Below are 24,818 nucleotides of genomic sequence, written 5' to 3' on the forward strand. Positions count from 1 at the left end.
GTGCCAGCGGCTTTCCACCCCGGCCGCCCCGCCCGGGTCCAAAGGGAGCAGGAGACAGAGGGGTGCGCGGCCCGCCGCAGCCCCGGTCTCAGCCGCCAGGTGCAGGCGGCGTACAGGTGTCAGGCCCGGCGGCTCTGTGATCTCGCCCACAACGAGTGACACCATGCCGGTGCGCAGCGTCTCTTCCAGCACCCATAGCAGATCTTCTGTTCGTTTTGTGTCGACCGTCAGCAACCGCGCTGGGTCGATCAGCCGCTGTACCCCCGCCATATGCAGCCGGTCGGGATGCCAGCCGGGCCGGACCCACAGAACCGGCCCCTCACAACCTTGCGCGGCCAGCAGTGCCAGCCGCCGCCGGGCGGGTCCGCAAAATTCGTGCGCGCGGGCACGGGGCAGGTCGAACCGGTCCAGAAGCCGCAGCGGGCGCGGGCCGGATCGAGAGATGGGGGAACGTGACAGCAGGGCCTGAGACATGGGCACATTCTACATGTTCGCTAAATGTTCTTCAATCCCAACCTTGCGCCCAGGGTCCTAGCGCCTAGGTTGCTGGATAAGGAAATGACGGACAGGACAGGATAATATGCGACAGGTTCCCTTCGGCGCGACCGGGCAGACGGTTTCGGAACTGTGCCTTGGCACGATGACATGGGGCACCCAGACCCCGGCGGATGATGCGCATCGCCAAATGGATATGGCGCTGGCGTCGGGGGTCGACATTGTCGACACGGCCGAGATGTATCCGGTCAACCCGGTCAGGAAAGAGACCGTTGGCGGCTCAGAGGCGATCCTGGGCGACTGGAACGCGGCCAATCCGGCGCGGCGCGGGGATTACCTGCTGGCCACCAAGATCAGCGGAGAGGGCAGCATGGTCCGTGACGGGGCGCCGATCACCGGGGCGGGCCTGCGTTCGGCGCTGGAGGGCTCGCTGAAGCGGCTCCGGACCGATTATGTGGACCTCTACCAGCTCCACTGGCCGAACCGGGGCTCCTTCCAGTTCCGCAAGAACTGGACCTATGACCCGCGCGGCCAGAACAAGGCCGAGACGCTGGCCCATATCGAGGATGTGCTGGCAGAGGCCGATAAGCTGATCGCAGAGGGCAAGATGCGCCATATCGGCCTGTCCAACGAATCCGCCTGGGGCACGGCACAGTGGATGCGAGTGTCCGAGGAGAAGGGGCTGCCGCGCGTTCAGACCGTGCAGAACGAATATTCACTGCTCGCACGCATGTATGACACGGATATGGCCGAGATGTCGGTGAACGAGGACGTGACGCTTCTGTCCTTCTCGCCCCTTGCGGCGGGTTTCCTGACCGGCAAATACCAGAACGGCGCGGTGCCTGCTGGATCGCGCATGTCGCTGGTGCCGGAAATGGGCGGGCGAAAATCGGCGCGGGTCTTTGATGCGGCAGCGGCCTACCTGGAGATTGCGGCGCGCCATGGGCTCGACCCCATCCATATGGCACTGGCCTGGCAACAGACGCGGCCCTTTGCGATATCAGCGATCTTCGGGGCCACGACCACCTCGCAGCTGGAGCATCTTCTGGGTGCAGCGGATATGACCCTGCCCGCCGACGTGCTCGACGAGATCACGGCAGCGCACAAGGCGCATCCGATGCCCTACTGAGCCTCAGCGGTCGGCGCGCAGGTCTGAAACCGACTGGCCGAACGCCTTGCGGAAAGCGCGGGCGAGGGTGGAGGGGCCGGAAAACCCGGTTCTGACGGCAATGTCCTGTACGCTCAGCCCGGTATCCAGAGCCAGCCTGCGCGCCTCATTGAGCCGCAGGCGCAGGAAGAAGGTGCCGGGGCCGGTTTCCAGATGCTTGCGGAAGAGCATTTCAAGCCGGCGGGGGGAAAGACCAACCTCTGCCGCGATCTCGGCGATGGCTGGTGGCTCCTCCAGTCGTTCTTCCATGATGACTACGGCACGGGCCACCTGTGGTGTCAGGGCCGCCAGCCGGGCCTGCGGGACCAGCCGTTGCGGGCTTGGGCGATCCTCTGGATCGTAGAGCAGCGCATTGGCGACGAGCCCGGCCAATTCGGCCCCGTGATGCGAACGGATCAGGTGGAGCATCAGATCGAGGCAGGGGGCCGCGCCGCCGGTGGTCAGGGCGGGGCCGTCAATGACGTAGCGGTCTGGCAGGGGGTCAACGTCGGGGAAGGCAGAGCCGAAAGCCTCCAGATCTTCCCAGTGTGTCGTGGCGCGGTGGCCGTTCAGCAATCCCGCCCGCGCCAGCACCCAAGGCCCGCCATCGACCCCGCAATAGGGAATACCGCGCGCGCGCAGCTGGCGCAGCCAAGACCTTAGCGCCGGGGTGGCGTGGGCATCCAGCCGGAAGCCTGCCACCATTACCATTAGGTCCATATCGGCGTGCAGCGGCAAGGGCTCGGTCATCACTTCCAGCCCCGAAGTCAGCCGCACGAGGCCGCCGTCCGGGGATACGACCTGCCAATCGTAGAGCTTTCGTCCCGCCCGCCGGTTTGCGGCGCGGAACGGATCTAGCGCCGACGCCATGGACAGAAGGTTGGAATCGGGCAGCACCAGCAGGCCGATGCGGAAAGGCGGGTCGGTCGGGATTCTTTTGTGAGTCGCGGAAACTGTCATGGATGTTTCGTATAATGCAAAGGATAGTCACGCAACATGCGCTTTCTTAGTCCAAACCAGAGGACGGAGACACCCATGCCCCTTACCCCTTCGCGCGACGTTTTCATCACTTGTGCCATCACCGGATCGGGCGGCACCCAGGATCGCAGCCCGCATGTGCCCCGCAGCCCTGAACAGATCGCCAACAGCGCCATTGCCGCCGCAAAGGCTGGCGCGGCCATCGTCCATTGCCATGTGCGCGACCCGGAAACCGGTGTTCCGAACCGTGACAAGGCGCTGTTCAGAGAAGTGACCGAACGTATCCGCGATGCAGATGTGGATGTCGTGCTGAACCTGACCGCCGGGATGGGCGGCGACCTTGTGCTTGGCAGCGTGGAACAGCCGCTGCCCCCGAATGAGGCCGGGACGGACATGGGCGGGGCCTCTGACCGCTTCGCTCATGTGCTGGACTGTCGCCCGGAGATCTGCACGCTCGATTGCGGCACGATGAATTTCGCCGAGGCCGACTACATCATGGTCAACACGCCCGGCACATTGCGTGCCATGGGCCAGATGATGACCGATGCGGGCGTGAAGCCCGAGATCGAGGCTTTCGATACTGGCCACCTTTGGTTTGCCAAGAAGCTGGTGGAGGAAGGCATCCTAGACGATCCGGCGCTTGTGCAGCTTTGCATGGGGGTGCCTTGGGGCGCGCCGGATGACCTCAACACTTTCATGGCCATGGTCAACAATGTGCCCGATCACTGGACCTTCTCGGCCTTTTCCATCGGACGCAACCAGATGAACTATGTTGCGGCCTCGGTGCTGGCGGGTGGACATGTGCGCGTCGGGCTGGAGGACAATATCTGGCTGGACAAGGGCGTGCTGGCCACGAATGAACAGCTGGTGACACGCGCGCGCGGCATTATCGAGGCTATGGGCAGCCGCATCATGGGGCCACAGGAAGTGCGCGACAAGCTTGGCCTGACCAAGCGCGATCCGGCCTAAGGCGCGTGGAATGAAAGCCGCGCATCTCGCCCCGCTTCTGGCCGTCCTTCTGTTGGGCGGCTGCGTGGAGGATAGCCCGGACGAGCTGTCCCCGGCGGAAGAGGCCGCATGCGAGGCGCGGGGCGGATATGTGGGATGGGCCGGGTCTTCTGGCGTTGAGTTCTGCGCGGAACCAACGCCGGACGCGGGCCAGATGTGCAGCGCCGCCCCGGATTGCGAGGGCTATTGCGATGCAGAGAGCCGCACATGCTCCACCCATTTCAACCAGTTTGGATGCTACAGCTTTCTTGATGACACCGGGCAGGTCGTGTCGATCTGCGTAGACTAGGACAGCACATATGGACGGATTGCAGGGCAAACGCGTTCTTATCACCGCGGGCGCGGCGGGAATTGGCCGGGTGATGGCCGAGAATTTCAAGGCCAAGGGCGCGCGCGTCGCAGTCTGCGACGTGGACGAGAAAGCCTGCGCCGAGATGGCGGCGGCCAATCCAGATATCCTGACCCGCGTGGTGAATGTCACCGACCCTGGTCAGGTGGACGGGTTCTTTGATGAGGCGCTGGAGGCCCTTGGCGGGCTGGATGTGGCGGCAGCAAATGCCGGGATCGGTGGCCCTGCTGCGCCGGTGGAAGACATGCCGTTCGACGGCTGGAGGGAAACGCTCGCCGTCAATCTGGACGGGGCCTTCCTGGTGGCGCGCCGAGCGGCGCCGGTCATGAAGGCCCAGAAGTCGGGGCTGTTGCTGCTGACCTCCTCGACCTCGGGCCTCTTTGGTCACCCGTTCCGGTCGCCCTACGCGGCGGCGAAATGGGGGATCATCGGCCTGACCAAGACATGGGCGATGGAGCTTGGCCCCTACAACATCAGGGTCAACGCGCTCTGTCCCGGAGCGGTGGAAGGCCCGCGCATGGATCGCGTTGTGGCCAATGAAGCCAAGGCACGGGGCGTCAGCGAAGACGAGGTGCGGCGCAGCTATGTGCAATGCGTCTCGATGAAAACATGGGTTACCGCGCAGGACATTGCCAATATGGCGCTCTTCCTGGCGTCGGATATGGGCAACAAGGTCTCGGGGCAGGCAATGGCTGTCGACGGGCATACGGAATCGAACGGGGATTGAAATGACCAAGACAGCGGCAATTCTGGGCGGGGGCGTGATTGGCGGCGGGTGGGCCGCGCGGTTCCTGCTGATGGGCTGGGACGTACGGGTGTTCGACCCGTCGCCCACGGCGGAGGAAACCCTGAACCAGATGCTCGGGCGCGCGCGCAAGGCGCTGCCAGCGCTGTATGACGTGGCCTTGCCTGCCGAGGGCAAGCTGAGCTTTCATGGCACCATCAGCGAGGCCGTTAACGGTGCGGTTTGGATTCAGGAAAGTGCGCCGGAGCGGCTGGAACTGAAGCAGAAGCTTTACCAGCAGGTGCAATCGGTCTGTGACCCGGACGCGATTATCGGATCCTCAACGTCGGGCTTCATGCCGTCAGAGCTACAAAGCTGCGCGACGCGGCCCGAGCAAATCATCGTCGCGCACCCGTTCAACCCGGTCTATCTGTTGCCTTTGATCGAGTTGGTGGGGTCGGAAAAGACCGATGCCGCGATGCTGGACCGGGCCAAGGAATTGCTTGAAACCGTTGGGCTTTTCCCGCTGAAAGTGCGGCAGGAAATCCCCGCCCATATCGCCGACCGCTTCCTTGAAGCCGTTTGGCGCGAGGCGTTGTGGCTGATCAAGGACGGCATCGCCACGACCGAAGAAATCGACGACGCGATCCGCATGGGTTTTGGCCTGCGCTGGGGGCAGATGGGCCTCTTTGAGACCTATCGTGTGGCCGGTGGCCCGGCGGGGATGAAACATTTCATCAGTCAGTTCGGTCCGGCGCTGGAATGGCCCTGGACCAAGCTGATGGATGTGCCGGAGCTGACAGATGAGCTGATCGAGATGATCGCCAGCCAGTCCGATGCGCAGTCTGGCCATATGTCGATCGCAGAGCTTGAAACGCTACGCGACGGCAACCTGATCGGGATGATGCGGAGCCTGAAGGCGCGTGGGTCTGCCGTGGGTAAGGTATTGGCAGATCACGAAAAAACCATCGAACCTGACGTGCCGGACCTGATGGTTCCGATGATCACTCTGGACCGGCAGGTGCCGACGGATTGGGTCGATGGCAATGGCCATATGAACGAAAGCCGCTACGTGCAGGCGATGTCCGAGGCGAGTGACCGGTTCCTTTTGTGGATCGGCACGACGCCCGACTATATCGCCACGCAGGGCAGCTGGTTCACGGTGGAAAACCATGTGCGATACCTGGCGGAGGTGATGATTGGCGACCGGATCACCGCGACGACGCAGGTGCTGGAGGCCAAGGGCAAGAAGCTGAAACTGTTCTATACGATCCGCTGCAATGGCGAGGTTGCGGCGACGGTGGAGCAGTTGCTGATCCATGTCGATATGCAGACCCGCCGGGCGAGCGAACCGCCGGCCGAAATGGCGGATCTGACCCGGCGCATTGCCGAGGCTCATGCGGCTTTTGATGTGCCGGAAGGCGCTGGCGGTACGGGTCGCAAATAACGCGAAAACAGGGGGGTGCCTTGGAGCACCCAGTGTGCCCCCCCATACACACCCCGTACAAACGTGAGGCCGGTTTCGCCGCCTGGCGGCGTCGACCGGTGAGCGCCCCTCGTCAAGCCCCTTCGGGGCCCTCCTCGGGCCGCGTTGCCACGGATGCTGGAAGAGTGACGGTGCGATGGCCAAGGCCGGGGGGGCCATTCACATGCGGCAATGTGTTACTAAATATCTTCCATTCAGAAATTCACGTAACATTTCCCTTGCAACGAATCGCGTAGCAGCATACCCCGACCATGCGGTCAGTTATTTCTGCGATACTCGGGAGGATTCCGCCACATGGACGCTTTCATCTGCGACGCCACGCGAACGCCGATTGGTCGTTATGGAGGGGCGTTGAGTTCCATCCGCACTGACGATCTTGCGGCGCTGCCCATTGCTGCCCTGATGGCGCGCAATCCGGGCGTGGACTGGGATGCGATTGACGATGTGATCTATGGCGATGCCAACCAGGCGGGTGAAGACAACCGCAATGTGGCGCGCATGGCGGCGTTGTTGGCCGGCTTGCCGGTCAGCGTGCCGGGGACCACGGTCAACCGGCTTTGCGCCAGTGGCATGGATGCCGTGGGCATGGCCGCGCGCGGGATCAAGGCAGGGGACTATGATCTGGTGATCGCAGGCGGCGTCGAGAGCATGAGCCGCGCGCCCTTCGTGATGCCCAAAGCCACCAGCGCCTTTTCGCGGGCCAATGCTGTTTACGACACAACCATCGGATGGCGCTTCATAAACAAGAAGATGCAGGCGGCCTATGGCACGGATTCGATGCCGGAGACTGCCGACAATGTGGCCGAGGATTACAACGTCAGCCGCGCCGACCAGGATGCGTTTGCGGCCCGGTCCCAGGCCCGGTGGGACGCGGCGCAGGCCAAGGGCCTTTTCGCCGATGAGATCACGTCTGTGACGATCCCGCAGCGCAAGGGCGAGCCTTTGGTGGTGGATAGGGACGAACATCCGCGTCCCGGCACCACCGCCGAGAAACTTGCCAGCCTGCACGGCGTCAATGGCCCGGACAAGACGGTAACGGCGGGCAATGCATCCGGCGTCAATGATGGTGCCGCGGCGATCCTGTTGGCGTCCGAGGCTGCGGCCAAGGCCAACGGGCTGACCCCGATGGCGCGCGTCGTGGCGATGGCCGCCGCCGGTGTGGAGCCCCGCGTAATGGGCATCGGCCCTGTGCCCGCCACCCGCAAGGTGCTGGCCAAGGCGGGGCTGACGATCGAGCAGATGGATGTGATCGAGCTGAACGAGGCGTTTGCCAGCCAGGGGCTTGCCACATTGCGGGAACTGGGCGTTGCGGATGATGCGGCGCATGTGAACCCCAATGGCGGCGCAATCGCGCTTGGCCATCCATTGGGAATGTCGGGGGCGCGGCTGGTGCTGACGGCGGCCTATCAATTGCAACGCACGGGCGGGCGCTATGCGCTGTGCACCATGTGCGTGGGCGTGGGACAGGGCGTTGCCCTGATCCTGGAACGGGTCTGAGGGAGGATTTCAGACATGTATGCACAGATGATCAAGACGGGTTCGAACGGGATCAAACCGCGCGAGGAGATGTCCGAGCAAGAGCGCGCCTTTCAGGACAAGATCGACAACGATATCAAGATCGAACCACGTGACTGGATGCCAGAGGATTACCGCCGGACGCTGATCCGGCAGATCGGCCAGCACGCCCATTCCGAGGTGGTGGGACAGCTGCCGGAAGGCAACTGGATCACCCGCGCGCCGACGCTGGAACGCAAGGCCATTCTGCTGGCCAAGGTGCAGGATGAGGCGGGGCATGGGCTGTATCTCTATTCCGCCGCAGAGACGCTTGGCGTCAGCCGGGATGAGCTGATTGAGCTGCTGCATGAAGGCAAGATGAAATATTCGTCGATCTTCAACTATCCCACGCTCAACTGGGCCGATATCGGCGCCGTGGGCTGGCTGGTCGATGGGGCGGCGATCGTCAATCAGGTGGCGCTGCAACGCACGTCCTACGGGCCCTATGCCCGCGCGATGGTGCGGATCTGCAAGGAAGAGAGCTTTCACGCGCGACAGGGCTATGACGCGATCCGGGCAATGGCCTTTGGCACGCCGGAACAAAAGCGGCAGGCGCAGGATGCATTGAACCGGCTGTGGTTCCCGGCGCTGATGATGTTCGGGCCCTCGGACGCGGAATCAACCCATTCGGAACAGTCAATGGCGTGGAAGATCAAGGTGAAGTCCAACGACGAGCTGCGTCAGCAATTCGTCGACCAGACCATTCCGCAGATCGAATACCTGAAGCTCGACCTGCCCGACCCCAATATCAGGTGGAACGAAGAGCGCGGGCACTACGATTTCAGCGAACCGGACTGGCCCGAATTCTTCAACGTAATCAAAGGCAACGGCCCCTGCAATGTGGACCGCATGAAAGACCGTGTCGCGGCCTGGGATGATGGTGCGTGGGTGCGTGACGGGCTGTTGGCCCATGCCCGAAAGAAAGCTGCCCGCAAACATGCGGCCGAATGAGGAGGATCTGAGATGAAAAACGAATGGCCCCTGTGGGAGATCTTCATTCGCGGCCAGCATGGGCTGAGCCACCGGCATGTGGGCTCGCTTCATGCGCCCGACGCGGAGATGGCCGTGAAGAACGCGCGCGACGTCTATACCCGCCGCAATGAGGGCGTGTCGATCTGGGTTGTGGAAGCGAAACATATTGCCGCCAGTTCGCCTTCGGAAAAAGGCCCTCTGTTCGAGCCGTCGGAAAGCAAGATCTACCGCCACCCGACCTTCTACGACATTCCCGATGAAGTGGGGCATATGTGATGACCCGCGATGAGGCTTTGTTCGAATTCCTCCTGCGTATGGGGGATAATACGCTGATCCTCGGGCATCGGGTGTCAGAATGGTGCGGCCATTCCCCGGTGTTGGAGGAGGACATCGCGCTGGCCAATACGGCGCTCGACATGATCGGGCAGACTCAGCTGTGGCTGGGGCTGGCAGGCGAGGTCGAGGGCAAGGGCCGCACGGCGGATAACCTCGCCTTTCTGCGCGACGCCTGGGACTTCCGCAATGTGCTGATGGTGGAGCTGCCCAATGGCGATTTTGGCCAGACGCTGATGCGGCAGTTTCTTTACGACGCATGGTCCTATGTGATGACCGATTGGCTGAAAGGATCGTCGGATCCGCGCGTGGCCGAGATTGCGGCGAAGGCCCACAAGGAGGTGACCTACCACCTGGAGCGGTCCGGTGACACGGTGATCGGACTTGGGGATGGAACACCGGAAAGTCATACCCGGATGCAGTCTGCATTGGATTATCTTTATCCCTATGTGGGAGAGATGTTCGAAAAAGACAAGGTGGATGAGCTGCTAACCGAGGCCGGAATCGCCCCTGACCCCACCGAATTGCGCGCAGAATACGATGATATCGTCACCCGCGTGCTGGCCGAGGCGACCCTGAGCATTCCGGGCGGCCAATACGTGCACAAAGGCGGGCGCAATGGCCGGATGCATACCGAACATCTGGGCCATCTGCTGACCTCGATGCAGTGGTTGCAGCGCGCCTATCCGGGCGCTGCGTGGTGAGCGTGATGGACAAGCCCACGGTCGATCAGGTCTGGGAGTGGCTGGATGCCGTGCCCGACCCCGAGATCCCGCTGATCTCTCTGGTCGATCTGGGCATCATCCGGGGCGTGGAATGGCAGGGCGATACGCTGATTGTGTCGGTCACGCCCACCTATTCCGGCTGTCCCGCGACCAGCATCATCAATCTCGACATCGAAACCGCACTGCGCGGACATGGGATCGAGAAGCTGGAGCTGAAGCGCCAGATCTCACCGCCCTGGACCACCGATTGGCTGACCGAGAAGGGCCGCGCCAAGCTGGAAGACTACGGCATTGCGCCACCCCAACCGGCAGGTGGCCCAAGCCGCTGCCCGCAATGCAAAAGCACCAACCTCGAACGGATCAGCCAGTTCGGATCGACCCCGTGCAAGGCTACGTGGCGCTGCCGCAACTGTCTGGAACCTTTTGATTATTTCAAGTGCATCTAAGGGAGGAGACCCCATGGCGCGCTTTCACGAGCTCACCGTCACTGACATCCACAAGACCATCCGCGACGCCGTTGTCGTGACCCTGAGGCCAGATGACGCCGAGGCGTTCGACTTCATTCAGGGCCAATACCTGACCTTCCGTCATGAGTTCGATGGCGAGGAGCTGCGCCGGTCTTATTCGATCTGCGCCGGCCGGCAGGAGGGCATCCTGCAAGTGGGCATCAAGCGCGTCGATGGCGGGGCATTTTCCACCTGGGCCAATGAAGAGCTGAAGGTGGGGGACACTTTGCAGGCGATGCCGCCCATGGGCGGCTTTCATACGGCTCTGGATGCGTCTCAGGCACGCCATTACCTGGGCTTCGCAGGCGGGTCGGGGATTACCCCGGTGCTGTCGATCATCAAGACCGCGCTGGCGACCGAACCCAGGTCCAGCTTCACGCTGGTCTATGCCAACAAGGGCGTCAACACGATCATGTTCCGAGAGGAGCTGGAGGATCTGAAGAACCAGTATATGGGCCGGTTTAACGTGATCCACGTGCTGGAAACCGACGCGCAGGAGATCGACCTGTTTACCGGTCTTGTGACCGAGGAGAAGGTTGCGCAGCTGGTTCGGACGGGCTGGGTGGATATCGACAGCGTCGATACCGCCTTCATCTGCGGGCCGGAACCGATGATGCTGGGGATCGCCAAGGCACTGCGGGCGCATGGGCTGTCGGATGCGCAGATCAAGTTCGAGCTCTTTGCCTCGGCCCAACCGGGGCGGCTGGCACGGCGGGTTGTGTCCAAGGATGCAGGGAGTGCCGCCAACCAGGCGGCCCTGACGGTGACGCTTGATGGGTCAACCCGTTCATTGACCGTGGGCAAGGATATCAGCGTGCTGGACGCAGCGCTGGAAAACGCCATAGACGCGCCCTATGCCTGCAAGGCGGGGGTCTGTTCAACCTGCCGCTGTCGGGTTCTGGAAGGTGAGGTCGAGATGGTCGCCAACCACGCGCTGGAGGATTACGAAGTCGCCAAGGGCTACGTCCTGTCGTGCCAGTCTTTCCCCGTCACCGACCGCGTGGTCGTGGACTTTGACCAATAAAGGAAGGCCGGATCATGGAAATGAAGATTGAGGATTATCTGGCCCAGGGCGGCGTGCTGACCAGCCCGGCCAATGTGCCGCCCCGTTACCGCGCCGAGCTGATGAAGCTGATGGCAAGCTTCGTGGACAGCGAGCTGGCGGGCGCCGCCGGGTTTGCCGATGTGATCAATGCAGGCCCCGGCATCAAGGAACGGATTGCAGCGGCGCGGATCGTGCTGGAAAAGACCGACCATGCTGATAAGGTGCTGAAAGTCATGGCAGAATTCGGAGTTGATACGGCGCGATATGCCAATCACCACCCGTGGACTGCGCGGCTGGATCGTGACGCCGATATCGGGGCGACGCGCAGCGACCATGACATGCGGCTGGCGGTGTTCAACTATCCGCTGGCTGGCTGGGGCGATGCCGTTGTGATGAACCTGCTTATGGGTCGCGCCGTGGTCGCGCAGCTGACGGATATGCAGATGGTCAGCTATCAGCCGCTTGCCGAGGCGTTCCGTGCCGTGGCCCCGGTGGAACTGCGCCATGCGGAACTGGCCGAGGAAGGGTTGGAACGTCTCATGTCCGAGGGGCAGGGGGATGAGCTGCAAGCCTCTGTCGCCTATTGGTGGCCGCGTGTGGCGGCCAGTTTCGGGCAGGGTGATGTTGCCCGTTTCGACCAGCTTCGCGCCATGGGGCTGCGCCACGCCTCGCGGGATGAGCTGTTTTCGCGATGGCAGGCGGAGGCCGGTGCAGCGCTGACACGGGTCGGTCTGAGCGCGGCTTAAACGCCGCTTCGGATCCAGTCTTCGACAATGCGCCTTGCCTTGCTGGCAGGCGTATGGGCGGGGCGGATCAGGTAGAGCCCATGGCCCGGTTCGGGCGGGAATTCCTTCAGTTTGACAAGGCGCCCGGCGGCAATGGCGTCCTGTGCCAGGATGACGGGAACAAGGGCAATCCCTTCGCCCGCCTCAGCCGCGTCAAGCGCAAGGGCCGTTTGCGCGACCTGATGCGATTGGAAGCTTGTGCCGCTTTGGTCCAGCCAACTGGCCCAGGGGCGGCTTGCATCCTCGATTAGTGTATATTGCGCGAAAAAGCTTTCGCGCGCGATCACCGGCGCGCGGGCAACAAGCGCGGGGCCGGTGACGGCAATACGCGGTGCGGGCGAGATCAATTCAACCTCTCTCCCCGCCTCGGATGGGGCGGGACCAAGATGTAGAACAAAGTCTGCGTCCGATTTTTCGGGGTGCTGTGCAGTGAGGATCTGAAGGCCGATTTCCGGGTGTGCCTCGGCCAGTGTGGTCAGACGGGAAACCAGCCAGCGAGAGGCCAAAGACGGCGTGATCGCGAGGGAAATGCGCTCAGAAATAGATTTTAGATTTGCTATACCCTGATGAATCAGCTCCATCGCCTGTCCAATAGGGCCGTGCAGCCGTTTTCCCGCCTCTGTCAGGTGCAATCCGCGCCGGTGCCGTTCAAAAAGCTTTGCTTCAAGAATTTCCTCCAACTGATTGATTTTCTGTGAGATAGCTCCTGGCGTGACTTTAAGTTCACGGGCTGCCGCGCCGAGAGTACCATGACGGGCAGTCGCATCAAATGCACGGAGGGTGTTCAGATTTGGTGCGGTCATTGGGGCTATATAGCGTAATTTATCTATACTCAAAAGGCATCAAAAGAGCAATTTAAATAGATTTGATCAAAAGCGATGGGCAAAACCCATCAGGACCGCGATCTGTGCCCCAGAACCTCTACAAATCCCGCGCTTGCGATCATTAGGCAGCCTGTGGCCTCTCGCCAGCCGAAGGGATCGCCGGACCAGATCGCCGCCGTGATGACGCCCACGACAATCTCGCCCATCATCAACAGCCCCACCCGCGCCGGGGGCAGGATGGTCGCGGGCCAGATGGTGAGGAACAGCATCGGCAGGGCAATAAAGCCGGTAATGACGGCCCAAGGCGCCGCTGCGCGCAGATCCTGCCCCGAGAATGCGCCGCCGAAGCTGGAGCCCCAGAACAGAAGAAAGACACCTGACACTAGGAACGCCCCGAAGACGAAGGAAAACACCTGTTCAGCCACCGCCACGGCCCCGGAGCGAAACAGGAAGAAAGACCCGAACGCCCACAAGATACCTGAAAGCAACGCCAGAATGTCCCCCAGATTGGCCCCATGGGACAAAGCCCCCCCTCCCATGATCACCGCAAGCCCTGCAAGGCCAAGCACCAGAGCCATGATACGCGAGGGGGTCAGGCGTTCCCCGAGGAAGATCAGCCCCAGAAGGGTGCTCCAGATCGGGGAGAGGTAGAAGAGCAGCACAGCGCGTACCACATCGGTCAGCACGAGGCTGGAGGAATAGAGGCTGAAGGCCGCGCCGGTCAGCAGACCGCAGGGAATAAGCACGGCGAGATGCGCCATTGGGCGAGATTTCAGGATGATCAGGATCGGCACCATCAGCACGACGGCACAGCAATAGAAGACGAAACCGGGCCAAGCGCCGGGTAATCCTGCGTGTTCCATCGCGCGGATAGGAACCCAAAGCAGGCCCCAGAACGCGCTGCCGACGGCCAGGCCAATGGCGGCCGGCCCCTGCTGATGGGCGATCTCTTGCAAGCGGGGCATGGACGCTCCTGGCTGGCGGGGTGGGCGGCCCCGCAGGGCTCGGGCGAGATTGCCCCGAAGCCGTGGTCTCAGGCAAGCCCTCAGATGCCAGGCAACCCCTTGAGTGTCAGGTCCGCGACCAGCGTGGCATAGTCGTCACGGGCCTGTGGGTCTGCGCCGTCATTCCACATGTAGTACCAGTTCAGCATTCCGAAGACCGACATGGTAACCGCGCGCAGCTTGACGCGGTCGTCACCGAAGACCTGCGGGGCGGCGGCACGGATACAATCGGACAGATAGCGCACCATGTCGCGCTGATAGGCACGCATTCGGTCTTGCTGATCATCGGGCAAGGCGCCAAGCGCGTTAAGCTGAACCTGATGTTCGTGATCCGAGCCTTGATAGGCGCGCAGAACATCGCGGATCACCCGGCGAAGCCGATCTTCGGGGGTCAGCCCCTCTACATCCGTAGCAAGGATCAGATCGCGCAGGTTCGACAGGTAGGTGTCGAGAATGTCGAACAGGATTGCGTCCTTGCTGTCGTAGTAGTGGTAGATATTGGCCTTGGAGATCCCGCATTCCTTGGCCAATTGCGCCATCGAGGCGCGGTCAAACCCCTCGGTGGCGAAGATCTTGGCCGCAGATTGCAGGATCTGTTCCCGTTTCTGGTCGTGGTCCTTTGCGATTGTCCGTGCCACGCCTTATCCCTTCTCGCGATTGTCGACGACGCGCTTGGCCTTGCCCTCGCTGCGGGCCACGGCGCCGGGATCGCCCACATTCACTTCGATCGAGATGCCAACGATGTCTTTCACCCGCTTGGACAGCATCCGAGAGGCGGCGGTTTTGGAAAGCTCGTCGGTGGCATCGGGCAGGGCCTCCACATGCACGCGCATCGCGTCCATCCGGCCCGCTGTATAAAGCTCGATCTGGAAATGCGGTGCGAGGCCGCCGGTTGCCATTAACTGCTCTTCGATCTGGGTGGGGAAGACGTTGACGCCGCGCAGGATCATCATGTCATCGGAGCGTCCGGTGATCTTCTCCATCCGCCGCATGGACCGCGCCGTGCCCGGCAAAAGCCGCGTCAGGTCGCGTGTGCGGTAGCGGATCATCGGGAGCCCTTCTTTGGTCAACGTGGTGAAGACCAGTTCACCGAGCTCGCCATCGGGCAGGACCTCTCCGGTTTCGGGGTCGATGATTTCGGGCAGGAAATGGTCTTCCCAGATCACCGGGCCATCCTTGGTTTCCACGCATTCATTGGCCACACCCGGCCCCATGATCTCGGATAGCCCATAGATATCAACGGCATGCATGTCGAAAGCCTTTTCGACCTCTTTGCGCATGGCGTCGGTCCAGGGTTCGGCCCCGAAGATGCCGACCTCCAGACTGCTGTCTCGCGGGTCGAGCCCCATTTTGTGGAACTGTTCCAGAATGTTCAGCATGTAGGAGGGCGTCACCATGATGGTCGTGGGCTTGAAATCGTTGATCAGCGTGACCTGTCGTTCGGTCATGCCGCCCGAGACGGGAACGACCGTCGCGCCAAGCCGTTCAGCCCCGTAATGCGCGCCAAGCCCCCCGGTAAAGAGCCCGTAGCCATATGCAATATGCACGATATCGCCTGTACGGGTGCCGCTGGCACGCATGGAGCGCGCGACAAGATCGGCCCAGTTGCTGATGTCGTTTTTCGTGTAGCCCACAACAGTGGGTTTCCCGGTGGTGCCAGAGGAGGCATGGATGCGGGAAATCTGGTCGCGCGGTACGGCGAAAAGTCCGAAGGGATAGTTGTCGCGCAGGTCCGTCTTGTAGGTGAACGGAAATTTCGCGAGGTCCGAAAGCTGTTGCAGATCATCGGGATGCACGCCTGCCGCGTCAAAGCGCTGGCGATACATCGGCACATTGTCATAGGCATGACGGACCGACCATTTCAGGCGGTCCAGTTGCAGGGCGCGGATTTCGTCAATCGAGGCGATCTCGATCGGGTCGAGCTCTTCCTTGCGGGGGCTGAGGTCTTTCATGTCGGTTTACTCCTCGAACAACTGGCCACGGATCGCACGGGAATTGCCCCGGAATTCTGCGATCACGGTGCCGTCTTGGTTGGTCACGGTCACGTCATAGATGCCACTGCGACCGGTCATGCTGATCTCACGCGCGGTGGCGGTCAGGCGGTCGCCAATCCGGCCGGGTGCGACGTAGGTGATGGTGTTCGACTGCGCGACCGTATTTTGGTTGCGGCTGTTGCAGGCAAACGCAAAGGCGCTGTCGGCGAGCGAAAAGGTGACACCGCCATGGCAGATGCCGTGGCCGTTGGCATGGTGGGCTTCGACTGTCAGGGCGAGTGTGGCGCGGCCTTCGGTGACTTCCACAATCTCCATCCCGAACCAGGGCGAGGCGTTGTCATCGGCCCACATGGCAGCGGCGGATTTCTGGGCGCGTTCCGTGGGGGTCATCGGCCTTTGAACTCCGGCTGGCGCTTCGACAGGAAGGCGCTGACACCCTCCGCATAGTCGGCGCTTTCCCCGCAGGTTTTCATGGCCTCTGCTTCCAGGTCGAGCTGATCGGAGAGCGTGTTGGTGGCGGCGGCCTGAATGCAGTGTTTTGTCAGTCCAAGGCCAAGCGTGGGGCCAGCGGCAAGGCGCGCGGTCAGTGCGCGGGCCTCGTCCATCAACTGATCATCCGGGTAGGTGCGCCAGATCAGGCCCCAATCGGCGGCGGTTTGGGCGGGCAGGGGCTCGGCCGTCATGGCCAGCGCCTTGGCGCGCGCTTCGCCCAGAAGGCGGGGCAGGTGCCAGCTGCCGCCGGTATCGGGGACAAGACCCACCTTGCTGAAGGCCTGAATGAACTTGGCCGTGTCTGCCGCCAGAACGATGTCGCAGGCCAAGGCAAGGCTGACGCCCGCGCCCGCAGCAACGCCGTTTACGGCGCAGATGACCGGCAGGCGCATGTCCCGGATGAGGCGCACGAGGGGGGCATAGAAGGTGCGGACGGTGTGGCCCAGATCGGGTGGGCCGTCCATTTTCGAGGGGTCGCGGTCGCCCAGATCCTGCCCGGCACAGAAGCCTCTGCCTGCCCCGGTCAGCAGGATCGCCCGGGCACCGGACTCGCGCGCCTCGGTCAGGGCCGCACGCAGGGCAAGGTGCATTTCCTCGTTGAAACTGTTCAGCCGGTCGGGGCGGTTGAGCGTGATTTCACGCCAGGTCCCGTGGTCCGTCACCAATACCGTATCGCTCATCTGCGGTCTGTCCTCCCTCGCTCAGGAATCTCTTGCATAAACCGAACGGTTGGTCAATAAATTCCGCAACACCGAGAGGGAAGGATCATCGTAATGACTGCTGATATGCCGGTAACTGTCAGAAAAGACGGGGATATCGCTTGGGTCACCATCGACAGTCCACCGGTGAATGCGACGTCTCAGGCGGTGAGGGCCGGGCTGGAAGGGGCGGTTGAGGCCGTGAAAGGTGCCCGTCTGGCGGTGCTGAAATGCGCAGGCCGAACCTTCATTGCGGGCGGGGACATGTCGGAATTTGACGGTCCCGCGGCTCTGCCACACCTTCCCGACGTGGTGCAGATGATCGAAGACAGCGAGGTGCCCTTCCTTGCGCTTCTGCACGGTACTGTCTTGGGCGGCGGGTTCGAGATTGCCATGGGCTGCGCATGGCGCTTCGCCGCGCCAGACACCAAGTTCGGCCTGCCGGAAGTGAATGTGGGGATCATTCCGGGCGCAGGCGGTACGCAACGCGCGCCTCGGCTTGTTGGAATGCACACCGCTATTGAGATGGCCTGTAAGGGGCGTGTGTATTCCGCAGACGAGATGCTGGCACTTGGCGGGGTGGATCGGATCGAGTCCGATCTGGACGCCGCAGCCCGTGCGTTCGCCGCCGATCTGCCAGAGCGCCCCGTCGCGGTCAGTGCCCGCAGCTGCGAGGCCCTGAAAGATGCGGATTATGCGGCCAAGGCAGCGGAGATCGCCAAGCGCGCAAAGGGCCAGCAATCGCCGTTGCTGAACCTGGAGGCCCTGCAATGGGCGGCTTTGCCATTCGCAAAGGGCCAGCCGCTGGAGCGGGCCCGCCATCTGGAGATGCGCGCAGGCGCCGAAAGCCGGGCCTTGCGACACGCATTCTTTGCAGAGCGGCAGGTGATGAAGCCCAAGGCCATCGAGGGCGCCACCCCGCGCGAGATCGGCCATGTGGCCGTCGTGGGGGGCGGATTGATGGGCGCGGGCATCGCAGCTTCATGCCTGTCTGCCGGGCTGCGCGTTACCTTGATTGAACGTTCGTCCGAGGAAGCGAGCACTGCTCAGGGCCGGGTTGAAGGCTTGGTTGCGGGGGCATTGAAGCGTGGGAAAATCACGCAAGATCAGTACGAAAAGCAGATGACTGCCTTTGCAGCAGCGGACAATTACGCATCAGCCCATGGCGTTGATCTGGCGGTTGAGGCGGTTTTTGAGGATCTATCGGTCAAGCAGGCGGTCTTTGCGGATCTGGCAAAGCATGTGTCAAAGGACGCGATCCTTGCGACCAATACGTCTTACCTCGACCCACAGCAGATTTTCGCGGAGATTCCCAACAAGGCTCGCTGCCTTGGCCTGCATTTCTTCTCACCCGCGCATGTCATGAAGCTGGTAGAGGTTGTGAACACGCCGGACACCGACCCCGATGTGCTGGCCACTGGATTCCAACTGGCGAAACGGTTGCGCAAGGTCGCCGTTCTGTCGGGCATCTGCGACGGGTTCATCGGCAACCGGATGCTGTCCGCCTATCGGCGCGAGGCGGAATATCTGCTGGCCGACGGGGCCCTGCCGCACGAGGTGGATGCTGCGATGCGGGGCTTCGGGATGCCGATGGGGCCGTTTGAATTGCAGGACCTGACAGGGCTTCAGATCGCCTGGGCCAACCGGAAACGGCAGGCAGAGACGCGCGACCCCGCCGAGCGCTATGAGAGCATTGCCGATACGCTGTGCGAGATGGGCCGCCTTGGGCAGCGCAGCGGCAAGGGTTGGTACGCCTATTCCGAGGGCAGCCGCGCGCCACAACGCGATGCGGAGGTTGAGGCGCTGATCGTTGAGTATTCCGCCAAGCGGGGCATCACGCGGCGTATTTACACAGAACAGGACATCCGCGACCGGCTGCTGGCCGTCTACGCAAATGAAGGCGCGCGGATTGTGGAGGAAGGCATCGCCGAGGATTTTGCGGCGGTCGATATGGTCAAGCTGCACGGCTACGGCTTCCCGCGCTGGCGGGGCGGGCCGATGCATTATGCGGCGCAGGTTGGATGGGCCGGAATGGCCCGCGTGATGGCAGAGGTCGCGGGGGAAAGCCCCGGATCGTGGGTCATGGCTGAACATCTTGCGCGTGCGCTGGAAGGAGAACAGACATGAGCCTGCTGGATATTCGAAGCTTCGCCGCGGGCGAATGGATCGCCCCCGACGCCTCGGCACGGATGATCGCAAGCGCGGTGACGGGCGAGCCGATGGCTCGGGCGGGATCGGCCCTGCCGGTGCAGGACATGCTGGATTATGCGCGCAATTTTGGCGGCCCGGCCTTGCGGGCAATGACCTTTCATGACCGTGCGCGGATGCTGAAGGCGCTGGCGCTGGAACTGGGCAAGCACAAGCAGGCGCTCTACGACCTGTCTTTTAGCACCGGGGCCACGCAATCCGACCACCTGATCGATATCGACGGCGGCATCGGCACGATGTTTGTCTTCGCCTCCAAGGGGCGGCGGGAAATGCCGGATGGGCATGTGTATCTGGATGGTGAGGTGGAGCAGCTGAGCCGCAATGGCACCTTCCTGGGCCAGCATATTGCGACGCCGTTGCAAGGGGTGGCGGTTCACATCAATGCGTTCAACTTCCCCGTTTGGGGGATGCTGGAAAAGCTGGCGCCGACGCTGCTGGCGGGGGTGCCGGCGATTGTGAAACCGGCGACGGCCACCTGTTATGTGACCGAACTGGCCGTCCGTATCATGCTGGAAAGCGGCATCCTGCCAGCGGGCGCGCTGCAACTGGTGTCGGGCGGGGTGGGCGATATGCTCGACCGGCTTGGCTGTCAGGATGTGGTAAGCTTCACCGGCTCTGCACAGACGGCTGTGGCGCTGCGGTCGAACCCTGTGATCCTGCGCAATTCGGTGCGCTTCGTGGCGGAGCAGGACAGTCTGAACGCCTCGGTCCTTGGCCCCGATGCCGTGGCAGGCACGCCGGAGTTTGACCTGTTCGTCAAGGAAGTCACGCGAGAGATGACCACGAAAGCAGGCCAGAAATGCACGGCCATTCGCCGGATCATCGCGCCTGAAGGATCCGTGCCGGCGCTGATTGATGCGCTGTCGGCCCGGCTTGGCAGCACCAAAGTGGGCAACCCGCAGGATGAGGGCGTGCGCATGGGGGCGCTGGTCAGCGCTTCGCAAAAGGCCGATGTGTTGGAGAAAGCCGCCTTGATCGGGGCAGAAGCGGAGCGGGTCTTTGGCGACCCGGACAATTTCGACATGGCCGGATCGAACGGCGCGTTCCTGCCCCCGATGCTGTTTCATTGCGCCGATCCCGACGGGGCCGAACGTGTGCATGACACCGAGGCCTTCGGGCCGGTCAGCACAATCATGGGCTATCGCGATATGGGCCATGCCATTGAACTGGCGAACCGGGGGCAGGGGTCTTTGGTGGCGTCCGTCATCACCCATGACCCCGCCGTTGCCCGCGATGTGGCGCTTGGATCAGGGGCGTTTCACGGGCGGCTCTATTTCAACAATCGTGACTCGATGAAGGAAAGCACCGGCCATGGCTCGCCCCTGCCGCATATGGTTCACGGTGGGCCAGGCCGGGCTGGCGGCGGCGAGGAAATGGGCGGCATTCGCGGCGTGATGCATTACATGCAGCGAACTGCCATTCAGGGCAGCCCCGACATTCTGTCCGCCATCGGTGGTACTTGGGTGCCAGGCGCGTCAGAGATTGACGCAGGTGCACATCCCTTTACCCGCCGCTTCGATCAGTTGGAAATCGGAGAGACAATCCACACCGATCCCCGCGTAGTGACGCTGGACGATATCGAGCATTTCGCTCATTTCACCGGCGATACCTTCTATGCTCACATGGATGACGAAGCTGCCAAACGGAACCCGTTCTTTCCCGGTCGCGTCGCGCATGGCTATCTGCTGCTGTCCTTTGCGGCGGGTCTGTTCGTGGAACCGAACGAAGGCCCGGTTCTGGCCAATACCGGGCTGGACGGCTTGCGTTTCATGAAGCCGGTGCAGGCGGGCGATGCGATCAAGGTGCGCCTGTCGGTCAAGAAGAAGACCAGGCGAAATGACGACTACGGCGAGGTGCGGTGGCACGTAACACTGACCAATCAGGATGACGAACAGGTTGCGGAATACGAACTGCTTACGATGAATGCCTTCTGAGATTGGCAGCCGGGGCGTGGCCTGCGTATAGTCGCGGCCATGGGGACGCAAAGCCAGACTTTCATTGACGCGGCAGCATTGCTTACGAGGGGCGAGAGCCACCGCGTCTGGTCTCTGATCGTGACCATTTTTGGTGACCTTGCCCGGCGCGAAGGCGAAGGGATCAGCGGCGCGGTTCTAACTCGTCTGGTGGGATTGATGGGGATCAAGCCAGAAGCGACACGCGTGGCATTGTTTCGGTTGCGAAAGGATGGCTGGATCGACAGCGTGCGCGAAGGACGGGGCAGTCTGCATTGTCTGACGCAATTGGGCCGTCGCCAGAGCGCCGAAGCAAGCCCCCGTATATACGATGCAGAGCGGCAGTTTCCTGAGTACTGGCATCTTCTGGTGTCCGGATCGGGCGAGCAGACCGGGCGCGGGCAGCTCGATAGCCTGCTGCTGACGGGCGACTATCTGCCCGTGGGGGCGCAGGCCGTGATTGGACCGGGACGATTGCCCGATGATCTGAAGGGCCTTTTGGGGGTGGAGGCCGACCGCTTTTTCATCCCCGGCTGGCTGCATGACCAGATCTGCCCGCCCGAGTTGATGGCGCAGTATCTGGCCCTGGAAAATGACCTTCGCGCGGTTCTGGAACGACTGCACAATGCGCCGCTTGTTTCGGTCGAGGAAGCTGCGGCCTTGCGGCTGCTGATCGTTCATAGCTGGCGGCGCCTGCTGTTCCGTCATTCTGACCTACCGGACTGGTTTTTCCCGGAAGGCTGGCCGGGCCCCACCTGCCGGAGCCAGTTCCGAACCCTGATGGATCTGCTTCCGGTGCCGGAGCTTTCGTCGCTGGAAGAGCTGCGGTAGCGGCCGAGAATCAGTGCGGTTTTGACTGCGAATCGCAGGTTCTTTCCTCGGACGGGGGCCGCGTGAGATTCCTGACCGCCTGTCAGGCTGCGTCTTGTTTGTATTTGCACGACTTGCAGAGCCAAGGGCAGATATTGTGCAACCCCTTAATCTGATTGCCTAACAATCACCCATCTATTGGGCATTCGAACTAATTTTCTTGCGGGGGCTGGACGGCATCGACTTTGCCCTTAGACTACGACTCAGGACATATGTGTCGGTTTTTGCCGGTGTTTCGTCGCAAGACGTGCCAGAAACCTACGCAGATGCATAAAGAATGGCCGTTAGAGCCGAGAATAAGAACCAGCGCCCCGGCGCCGGACATCAGGGAAGAAACATGAACGCGAGTTCCGGATCGGAAAACTTCGTGGTCTTCGACCGCGTGCAGAAAAGCTACGATGGCGAAACGCTTGTCGTAAAAGATCTCAACCTCAGCATCGGCCAGGGCGAATTTCTGACCATGCTCGGGCCGTCAGGATCGGGAAAAACCACCTGTTTGATGATGTTGGCCGGGTTCGAGACCGCGACGCATGGGGAAATTCTGTTGGGCGGGCAGCCGATCAACAATATCCCCCCGCACAAGCGCGGAATTGGCATGGTTTTCCAGAACTACGCCCTGTTCCCGCATATGACGGTGGCAGAAAACCTCGCCTTCCCGCTTCAGGTCCGCAACATGGGCAAGTCGGATCAGGAAGAAAAGGTCAAACGTGCACTGGATATGGTGCAGATGGGCGCCTTTGGTGGCCGTCGCCCGGCGCAGTTGTCCGGCGGTCAGCAGCAACGGATCGCACTTGCGCGTGCGCTTGTGTTCGAACCCGAGCTGGTACTGATGGACGAACCGCTTGGCGCGCTGGACAAGCAACTGCGCGAACACATGCAGTTCGAGATCACCAATCTGGCGCATAACCTCGGGATCACCACAGTTTACGTGACCCACGACCAGACCGAAGCGCTCACCATGTCGGACCGCGTTGCCGTGTTCGACGATGGCCGCATTCAGCAGCTGGCCCCGCCGGATGAGCTATACGAGGCCCCCGAAAACAGCTTCGTTGCGCAGTTCATCGGTGAAAACAACACGCTAATGGGCACCGTCAGCAAGATCCAGGGTGATCGCGCTGAGGTGACTCTGGATGATGGTGAGGTGATCGACACCAAACCGGTCAATGTCAGCAAGGTTGGTGAGCGCACACTTGTTTCGATCCGTCCTGAACGGGTGGAGTTCAACAAGGACCGCCTGACCCCCGGCGCACACACCATCAAGGCGGAAGTGCTGGAGTTCATCTACATGGGTGACATCTATCGCACCCGGCTGCGTGTGGCCGGGAACGAAGATTTCATCATCAAAACCCGTAACGCCCCCGATCAGCGCCGGCTTCAACCCGGCGAACAGATCGAAATCGGGTGGCGGGCAGAGGATTGCCGGGCGCTGGACGCCTGAGCAACGGATCCGCCTGTCGGAAGATAGGCGGCGTCCAAACTTAAAAAAGACGACCAACAGAGGAGAGACTCATGAAACTCAAGACAGCTCTTATGCTGACCTCGGGCGCGGTTATGGCCGCATCCACGGCGCATGCGGACGGCCATATGGCCAACAGCATGACGCTTGTCAGCTGGGGTGGCGCTTACCAGGCCAGCCAGGTGAACGCATACTCCGCACCCTACCAGGCCATGCATGAAGGTCTGGAAGTCGTGTGGGACGAAAGCTCAGCCGAGGCCGTGGCCCGTCTGCGCGCCATGAACGAAGCCGGCAACATCACCTGGGATCTGGTTGACGTTGTGGCCGCTGACGCAATGCGTCTGTGCGACGAAGGTCTGGCGATGGAAATCGACCATGACGAAGTACTGGCACCGGCGCCCGATGGCACCCCGGCTTCCGAAGACTTCGGCGACCTGATCGTGTCCGACTGCTTCATTCCGCAGATCGTGTACTCCACCACCTTCGGCTACCGTACCGACGTGGAAGCATGGGGCGGCAACACCCCTGACGACATCTGCGACGTGTTCGACCTGGAAACCTTCCCCGGTCAGCGTTCGCTGGAGCGTCGTCCGATCGGCAACATGGAATGGGCGCTGATGTGCTCGGGCGTTGCCATGGAAGACGTCTATGACGTTCTGGAGACCGAAGAAGGCATCGCGCAGGCATTCGCCATGCTCGACACCATCGCCGACAGCACTGTTTGGTGGTCCGCTGGCGCCGACACCCCGCAGCTGCTGGCTGATGGCGAAGTCGTGTTCGGTTCGACCTATAACGGTCGTCTGTTCAGCCTGATCGAAGAGCAGAACCAGCCCGTCGCCATGATGTGGGACGCGCAGGTCTTTGACCTTGACGGCTGGATCATCCCCGAAGGTCTGCCGGAAGATCGTCTGGCACGCGTTCTGGACTTCGTCCGCTTCGCAACCGACACGCAGCGTCTGGCCGACCAGGCTCTGTGGATCTCCTACGGTCCGGCGCGCTACTCTTCGGCTCCGCTGGTGGGTCAGCATGCTGAACTGGGCATCGACATGGCACCGCATATGCCGACCGATCCCGCGAACGCCGAGCGGACCTTCCTGTTCAACTACGAATGGTGGGCAGATTACCGCGACGACATGGACGCCCGCTTCCAGGCGTGGCTGTCGCAGTAAGGCGATCGTAGCGGCGGGGTTCGCGCCCCGCCCTATGCCAAATG

Annotated in this window: 25 protein-coding genes; 17 read left to right on the forward strand and 8 right to left on the reverse strand. The window is 62.1% G+C overall.

Annotated features, from left to right (window positions below):
- Positions 1 to 474, reverse strand: a 474-nt coding sequence (locus tag ACROHD_RS13255; RefSeq protein ID WP_432678507.1) for a hypothetical protein, incomplete at its 3' end; no start/stop codon positions are given.
- 106 nt (positions 475 to 580) lie between these two features.
- Between ACROHD_RS13255 and ACROHD_RS13260 the strand changes: the two genes are divergently transcribed.
- Positions 581 to 1,624, forward strand: a complete 1,044-nt coding sequence (locus ACROHD_RS13260) for an aldo/keto reductase (RefSeq protein WP_432678509.1) — start codon at positions 581 to 583, stop codon at positions 1,622 to 1,624.
- Between the two features lie 3 nt (positions 1,625 to 1,627).
- Here the strand turns inward: ACROHD_RS13260 and ACROHD_RS13265 are convergent, their stop codons facing one another.
- The gene (locus ACROHD_RS13265; RefSeq protein ID WP_432678511.1) at positions 1,628 to 2,602 is read right to left on the reverse strand and encodes a GlxA family transcriptional regulator; all 975 of its coding nucleotides are present in this window, start codon (positions 2,600 to 2,602) and stop codon (positions 1,628 to 1,630) included.
- Between the two features lie 75 nt (positions 2,603 to 2,677).
- On the opposite strand from ACROHD_RS13265, the gene bcoG reads away from it, so the two are divergent.
- The 11 genes from bcoG to ACROHD_RS13320 all read left to right on the forward strand — a co-directional run bounded on the left by bcoG (position 2,678) and on the right by ACROHD_RS13320 (position 12,068).
- A complete protein-coding gene (gene bcoG / locus ACROHD_RS13270) occupies positions 2,678 to 3,589 on the forward strand; it encodes a 3-dehydrocarnitine:acetyl-CoA trimethylamine transferase BcoG (protein WP_432678513.1) in 912 nt (303 codons plus the stop codon).
- 10 nt (positions 3,590 to 3,599) lie between these two features.
- Entirely contained in the window at positions 3,600 to 3,917 is a 318-nt protein-coding gene (locus ACROHD_RS13275) for a hypothetical protein (RefSeq protein WP_432678515.1), read from the forward strand.
- 10 nt (positions 3,918 to 3,927) lie between these two features.
- Entirely contained in the window at positions 3,928 to 4,704 is a 777-nt protein-coding gene (locus tag ACROHD_RS13280) for an SDR family oxidoreductase (RefSeq protein WP_432678517.1), read from the forward strand.
- 1 nt (position 4,705) lies between these two features.
- A complete protein-coding gene (locus ACROHD_RS13285; protein WP_432678519.1) occupies positions 4,706 to 6,148 on the forward strand; it encodes a carnitine 3-dehydrogenase in 1,443 nt (480 codons plus the stop codon).
- Between the two features lie 333 nt (positions 6,149 to 6,481).
- A complete protein-coding gene (gene pcaF / locus ACROHD_RS13290) occupies positions 6,482 to 7,684 on the forward strand; it encodes a 3-oxoadipyl-CoA thiolase (RefSeq protein ID WP_432678521.1) in 1,203 nt (400 codons plus the stop codon).
- 15 nt (positions 7,685 to 7,699) lie between these two features.
- On the forward strand, positions 7,700 to 8,692 hold the full coding sequence (gene paaA, locus ACROHD_RS13295) for a 1,2-phenylacetyl-CoA epoxidase subunit PaaA (RefSeq protein ID WP_432678523.1): 993 nt from the start codon (positions 7,700 to 7,702) through the stop codon (positions 8,690 to 8,692).
- Between the two features lie 12 nt (positions 8,693 to 8,704).
- A complete protein-coding gene (paaB, locus tag ACROHD_RS13300) occupies positions 8,705 to 8,989 on the forward strand; it encodes a 1,2-phenylacetyl-CoA epoxidase subunit PaaB (RefSeq protein ID WP_127561134.1) in 285 nt (94 codons plus the stop codon).
- The gene (gene paaC / locus ACROHD_RS13305; protein WP_432678526.1) at positions 8,989 to 9,750 is read left to right on the forward strand and encodes a 1,2-phenylacetyl-CoA epoxidase subunit PaaC; all 762 of its coding nucleotides are present in this window, start codon (positions 8,989 to 8,991) and stop codon (positions 9,748 to 9,750) included. Before paaB ends, paaC begins: the two co-directional genes overlap by 1 nt.
- Before the next feature lie 5 nt (positions 9,751 to 9,755).
- Positions 9,756 to 10,217 (forward strand): 1,2-phenylacetyl-CoA epoxidase subunit PaaD, encoded by a 462-nt coding sequence (paaD, locus tag ACROHD_RS13310; RefSeq protein ID WP_432678620.1) that lies wholly within the window; start codon positions 9,756 to 9,758, stop codon positions 10,215 to 10,217.
- A gap of 13 nt (positions 10,218 to 10,230) precedes the next feature.
- Positions 10,231 to 11,301 carry a 1,2-phenylacetyl-CoA epoxidase subunit PaaE gene (gene paaE / locus ACROHD_RS13315; RefSeq protein ID WP_432678529.1) on the forward strand — a complete coding sequence of 357 codons (1,071 nt, stop codon included), beginning with the start codon at positions 10,231 to 10,233 and terminating at the stop codon, positions 11,299 to 11,301.
- 14 nt (positions 11,302 to 11,315) lie between these two features.
- Positions 11,316 to 12,068 carry a Phenylacetic acid catabolic protein gene (locus ACROHD_RS13320; RefSeq protein WP_432678532.1) on the forward strand — a complete coding sequence of 251 codons (753 nt, stop codon included), beginning with the start codon at positions 11,316 to 11,318 and terminating at the stop codon, positions 12,066 to 12,068.
- On the opposite strand, the gene ACROHD_RS13325 is transcribed toward ACROHD_RS13320, so the two are convergent.
- The 6 genes from ACROHD_RS13325 to paaG all read right to left on the reverse strand — a co-directional run bounded on the left by ACROHD_RS13325 (position 12,065) and on the right by paaG (position 17,101).
- A complete protein-coding gene (locus ACROHD_RS13325) occupies positions 12,065 to 12,910 on the reverse strand; it encodes a LysR family transcriptional regulator (RefSeq protein WP_432678535.1) in 846 nt (281 codons plus the stop codon). The genes ACROHD_RS13320 and ACROHD_RS13325 overlap by 4 nt on opposite strands.
- Before the next feature lie 89 nt (positions 12,911 to 12,999).
- Positions 13,000 to 13,896, reverse strand: coding sequence for a DMT family transporter (locus tag ACROHD_RS13330; protein WP_432678536.1), 897 nt, complete (start codon positions 13,894 to 13,896; stop codon positions 13,000 to 13,002).
- 80 nt (positions 13,897 to 13,976) lie between these two features.
- Positions 13,977 to 14,573: a TetR/AcrR family transcriptional regulator gene (locus ACROHD_RS13335; RefSeq protein WP_432678538.1), complete on the reverse strand. Its 597-nt coding sequence runs from the start codon at positions 14,571 to 14,573 to the stop codon at positions 13,977 to 13,979.
- A gap of 3 nt (positions 14,574 to 14,576) precedes the next feature.
- Positions 14,577 to 15,887, reverse strand: coding sequence for a phenylacetate--CoA ligase PaaK (gene paaK / locus ACROHD_RS13340; protein WP_432678540.1), 1,311 nt, complete (start codon positions 15,885 to 15,887; stop codon positions 14,577 to 14,579).
- A 6-nt stretch (positions 15,888 to 15,893) separates the two neighbouring features.
- Positions 15,894 to 16,319, reverse strand: a complete 426-nt coding sequence (paaI, locus tag ACROHD_RS13345; RefSeq protein ID WP_432678542.1) for a hydroxyphenylacetyl-CoA thioesterase PaaI — start codon at positions 16,317 to 16,319, stop codon at positions 15,894 to 15,896.
- Positions 16,316 to 17,101 (reverse strand): 2-(1,2-epoxy-1,2-dihydrophenyl)acetyl-CoA isomerase PaaG, encoded by a 786-nt coding sequence (gene paaG / locus ACROHD_RS13350; protein WP_432678543.1) that lies wholly within the window; start codon positions 17,099 to 17,101, stop codon positions 16,316 to 16,318. The genes paaI and paaG overlap by 4 nt, the downstream gene beginning before the upstream one ends.
- A 93-nt stretch (positions 17,102 to 17,194) precedes the next feature.
- On the opposite strand from paaG, the gene ACROHD_RS13355 reads away from it, so the two are divergent.
- The 5 genes from ACROHD_RS13355 to ACROHD_RS13375 all read left to right on the forward strand — a co-directional run bounded on the left by ACROHD_RS13355 (position 17,195) and on the right by ACROHD_RS13375 (position 24,774).
- Entirely contained in the window at positions 17,195 to 19,246 is a 2,052-nt protein-coding gene (locus ACROHD_RS13355; RefSeq protein ID WP_432678546.1) for an FAD-dependent oxidoreductase, read from the forward strand.
- Positions 19,243 to 21,261: a phenylacetic acid degradation bifunctional protein PaaZ gene (gene paaZ / locus ACROHD_RS13360; protein WP_432678548.1), complete on the forward strand. Its 2,019-nt coding sequence runs from the start codon at positions 19,243 to 19,245 to the stop codon at positions 21,259 to 21,261. Before ACROHD_RS13355 ends, paaZ begins: the two co-directional genes overlap by 4 nt.
- Before the next feature lie 39 nt (positions 21,262 to 21,300).
- The gene (locus tag ACROHD_RS13365) at positions 21,301 to 22,110 is read left to right on the forward strand and encodes a PaaX family transcriptional regulator C-terminal domain-containing protein (RefSeq protein WP_432678550.1); all 810 of its coding nucleotides are present in this window, start codon (positions 21,301 to 21,303) and stop codon (positions 22,108 to 22,110) included.
- A 376-nt stretch (positions 22,111 to 22,486) separates the two neighbouring features.
- On the forward strand, positions 22,487 to 23,587 hold the full coding sequence (locus tag ACROHD_RS13370; protein ID WP_432678552.1) for an ABC transporter ATP-binding protein: 1,101 nt from the start codon (positions 22,487 to 22,489) through the stop codon (positions 23,585 to 23,587).
- A gap of 71 nt (positions 23,588 to 23,658) precedes the next feature.
- Positions 23,659 to 24,774 carry an extracellular solute-binding protein gene (locus ACROHD_RS13375; RefSeq protein ID WP_432678554.1) on the forward strand — a complete coding sequence of 372 codons (1,116 nt, stop codon included), beginning with the start codon at positions 23,659 to 23,661 and terminating at the stop codon, positions 24,772 to 24,774.
- Positions 24,775 to 24,818 lie beyond the last annotated feature (44 nt).

Origin of the sequence: Nioella aestuarii, assembly GCF_050896395.1 — a bacterium.
Classification (GTDB): Bacteria; Pseudomonadota; Alphaproteobacteria; order Rhodobacterales; family Rhodobacteraceae; genus Nioella; species Nioella aestuarii.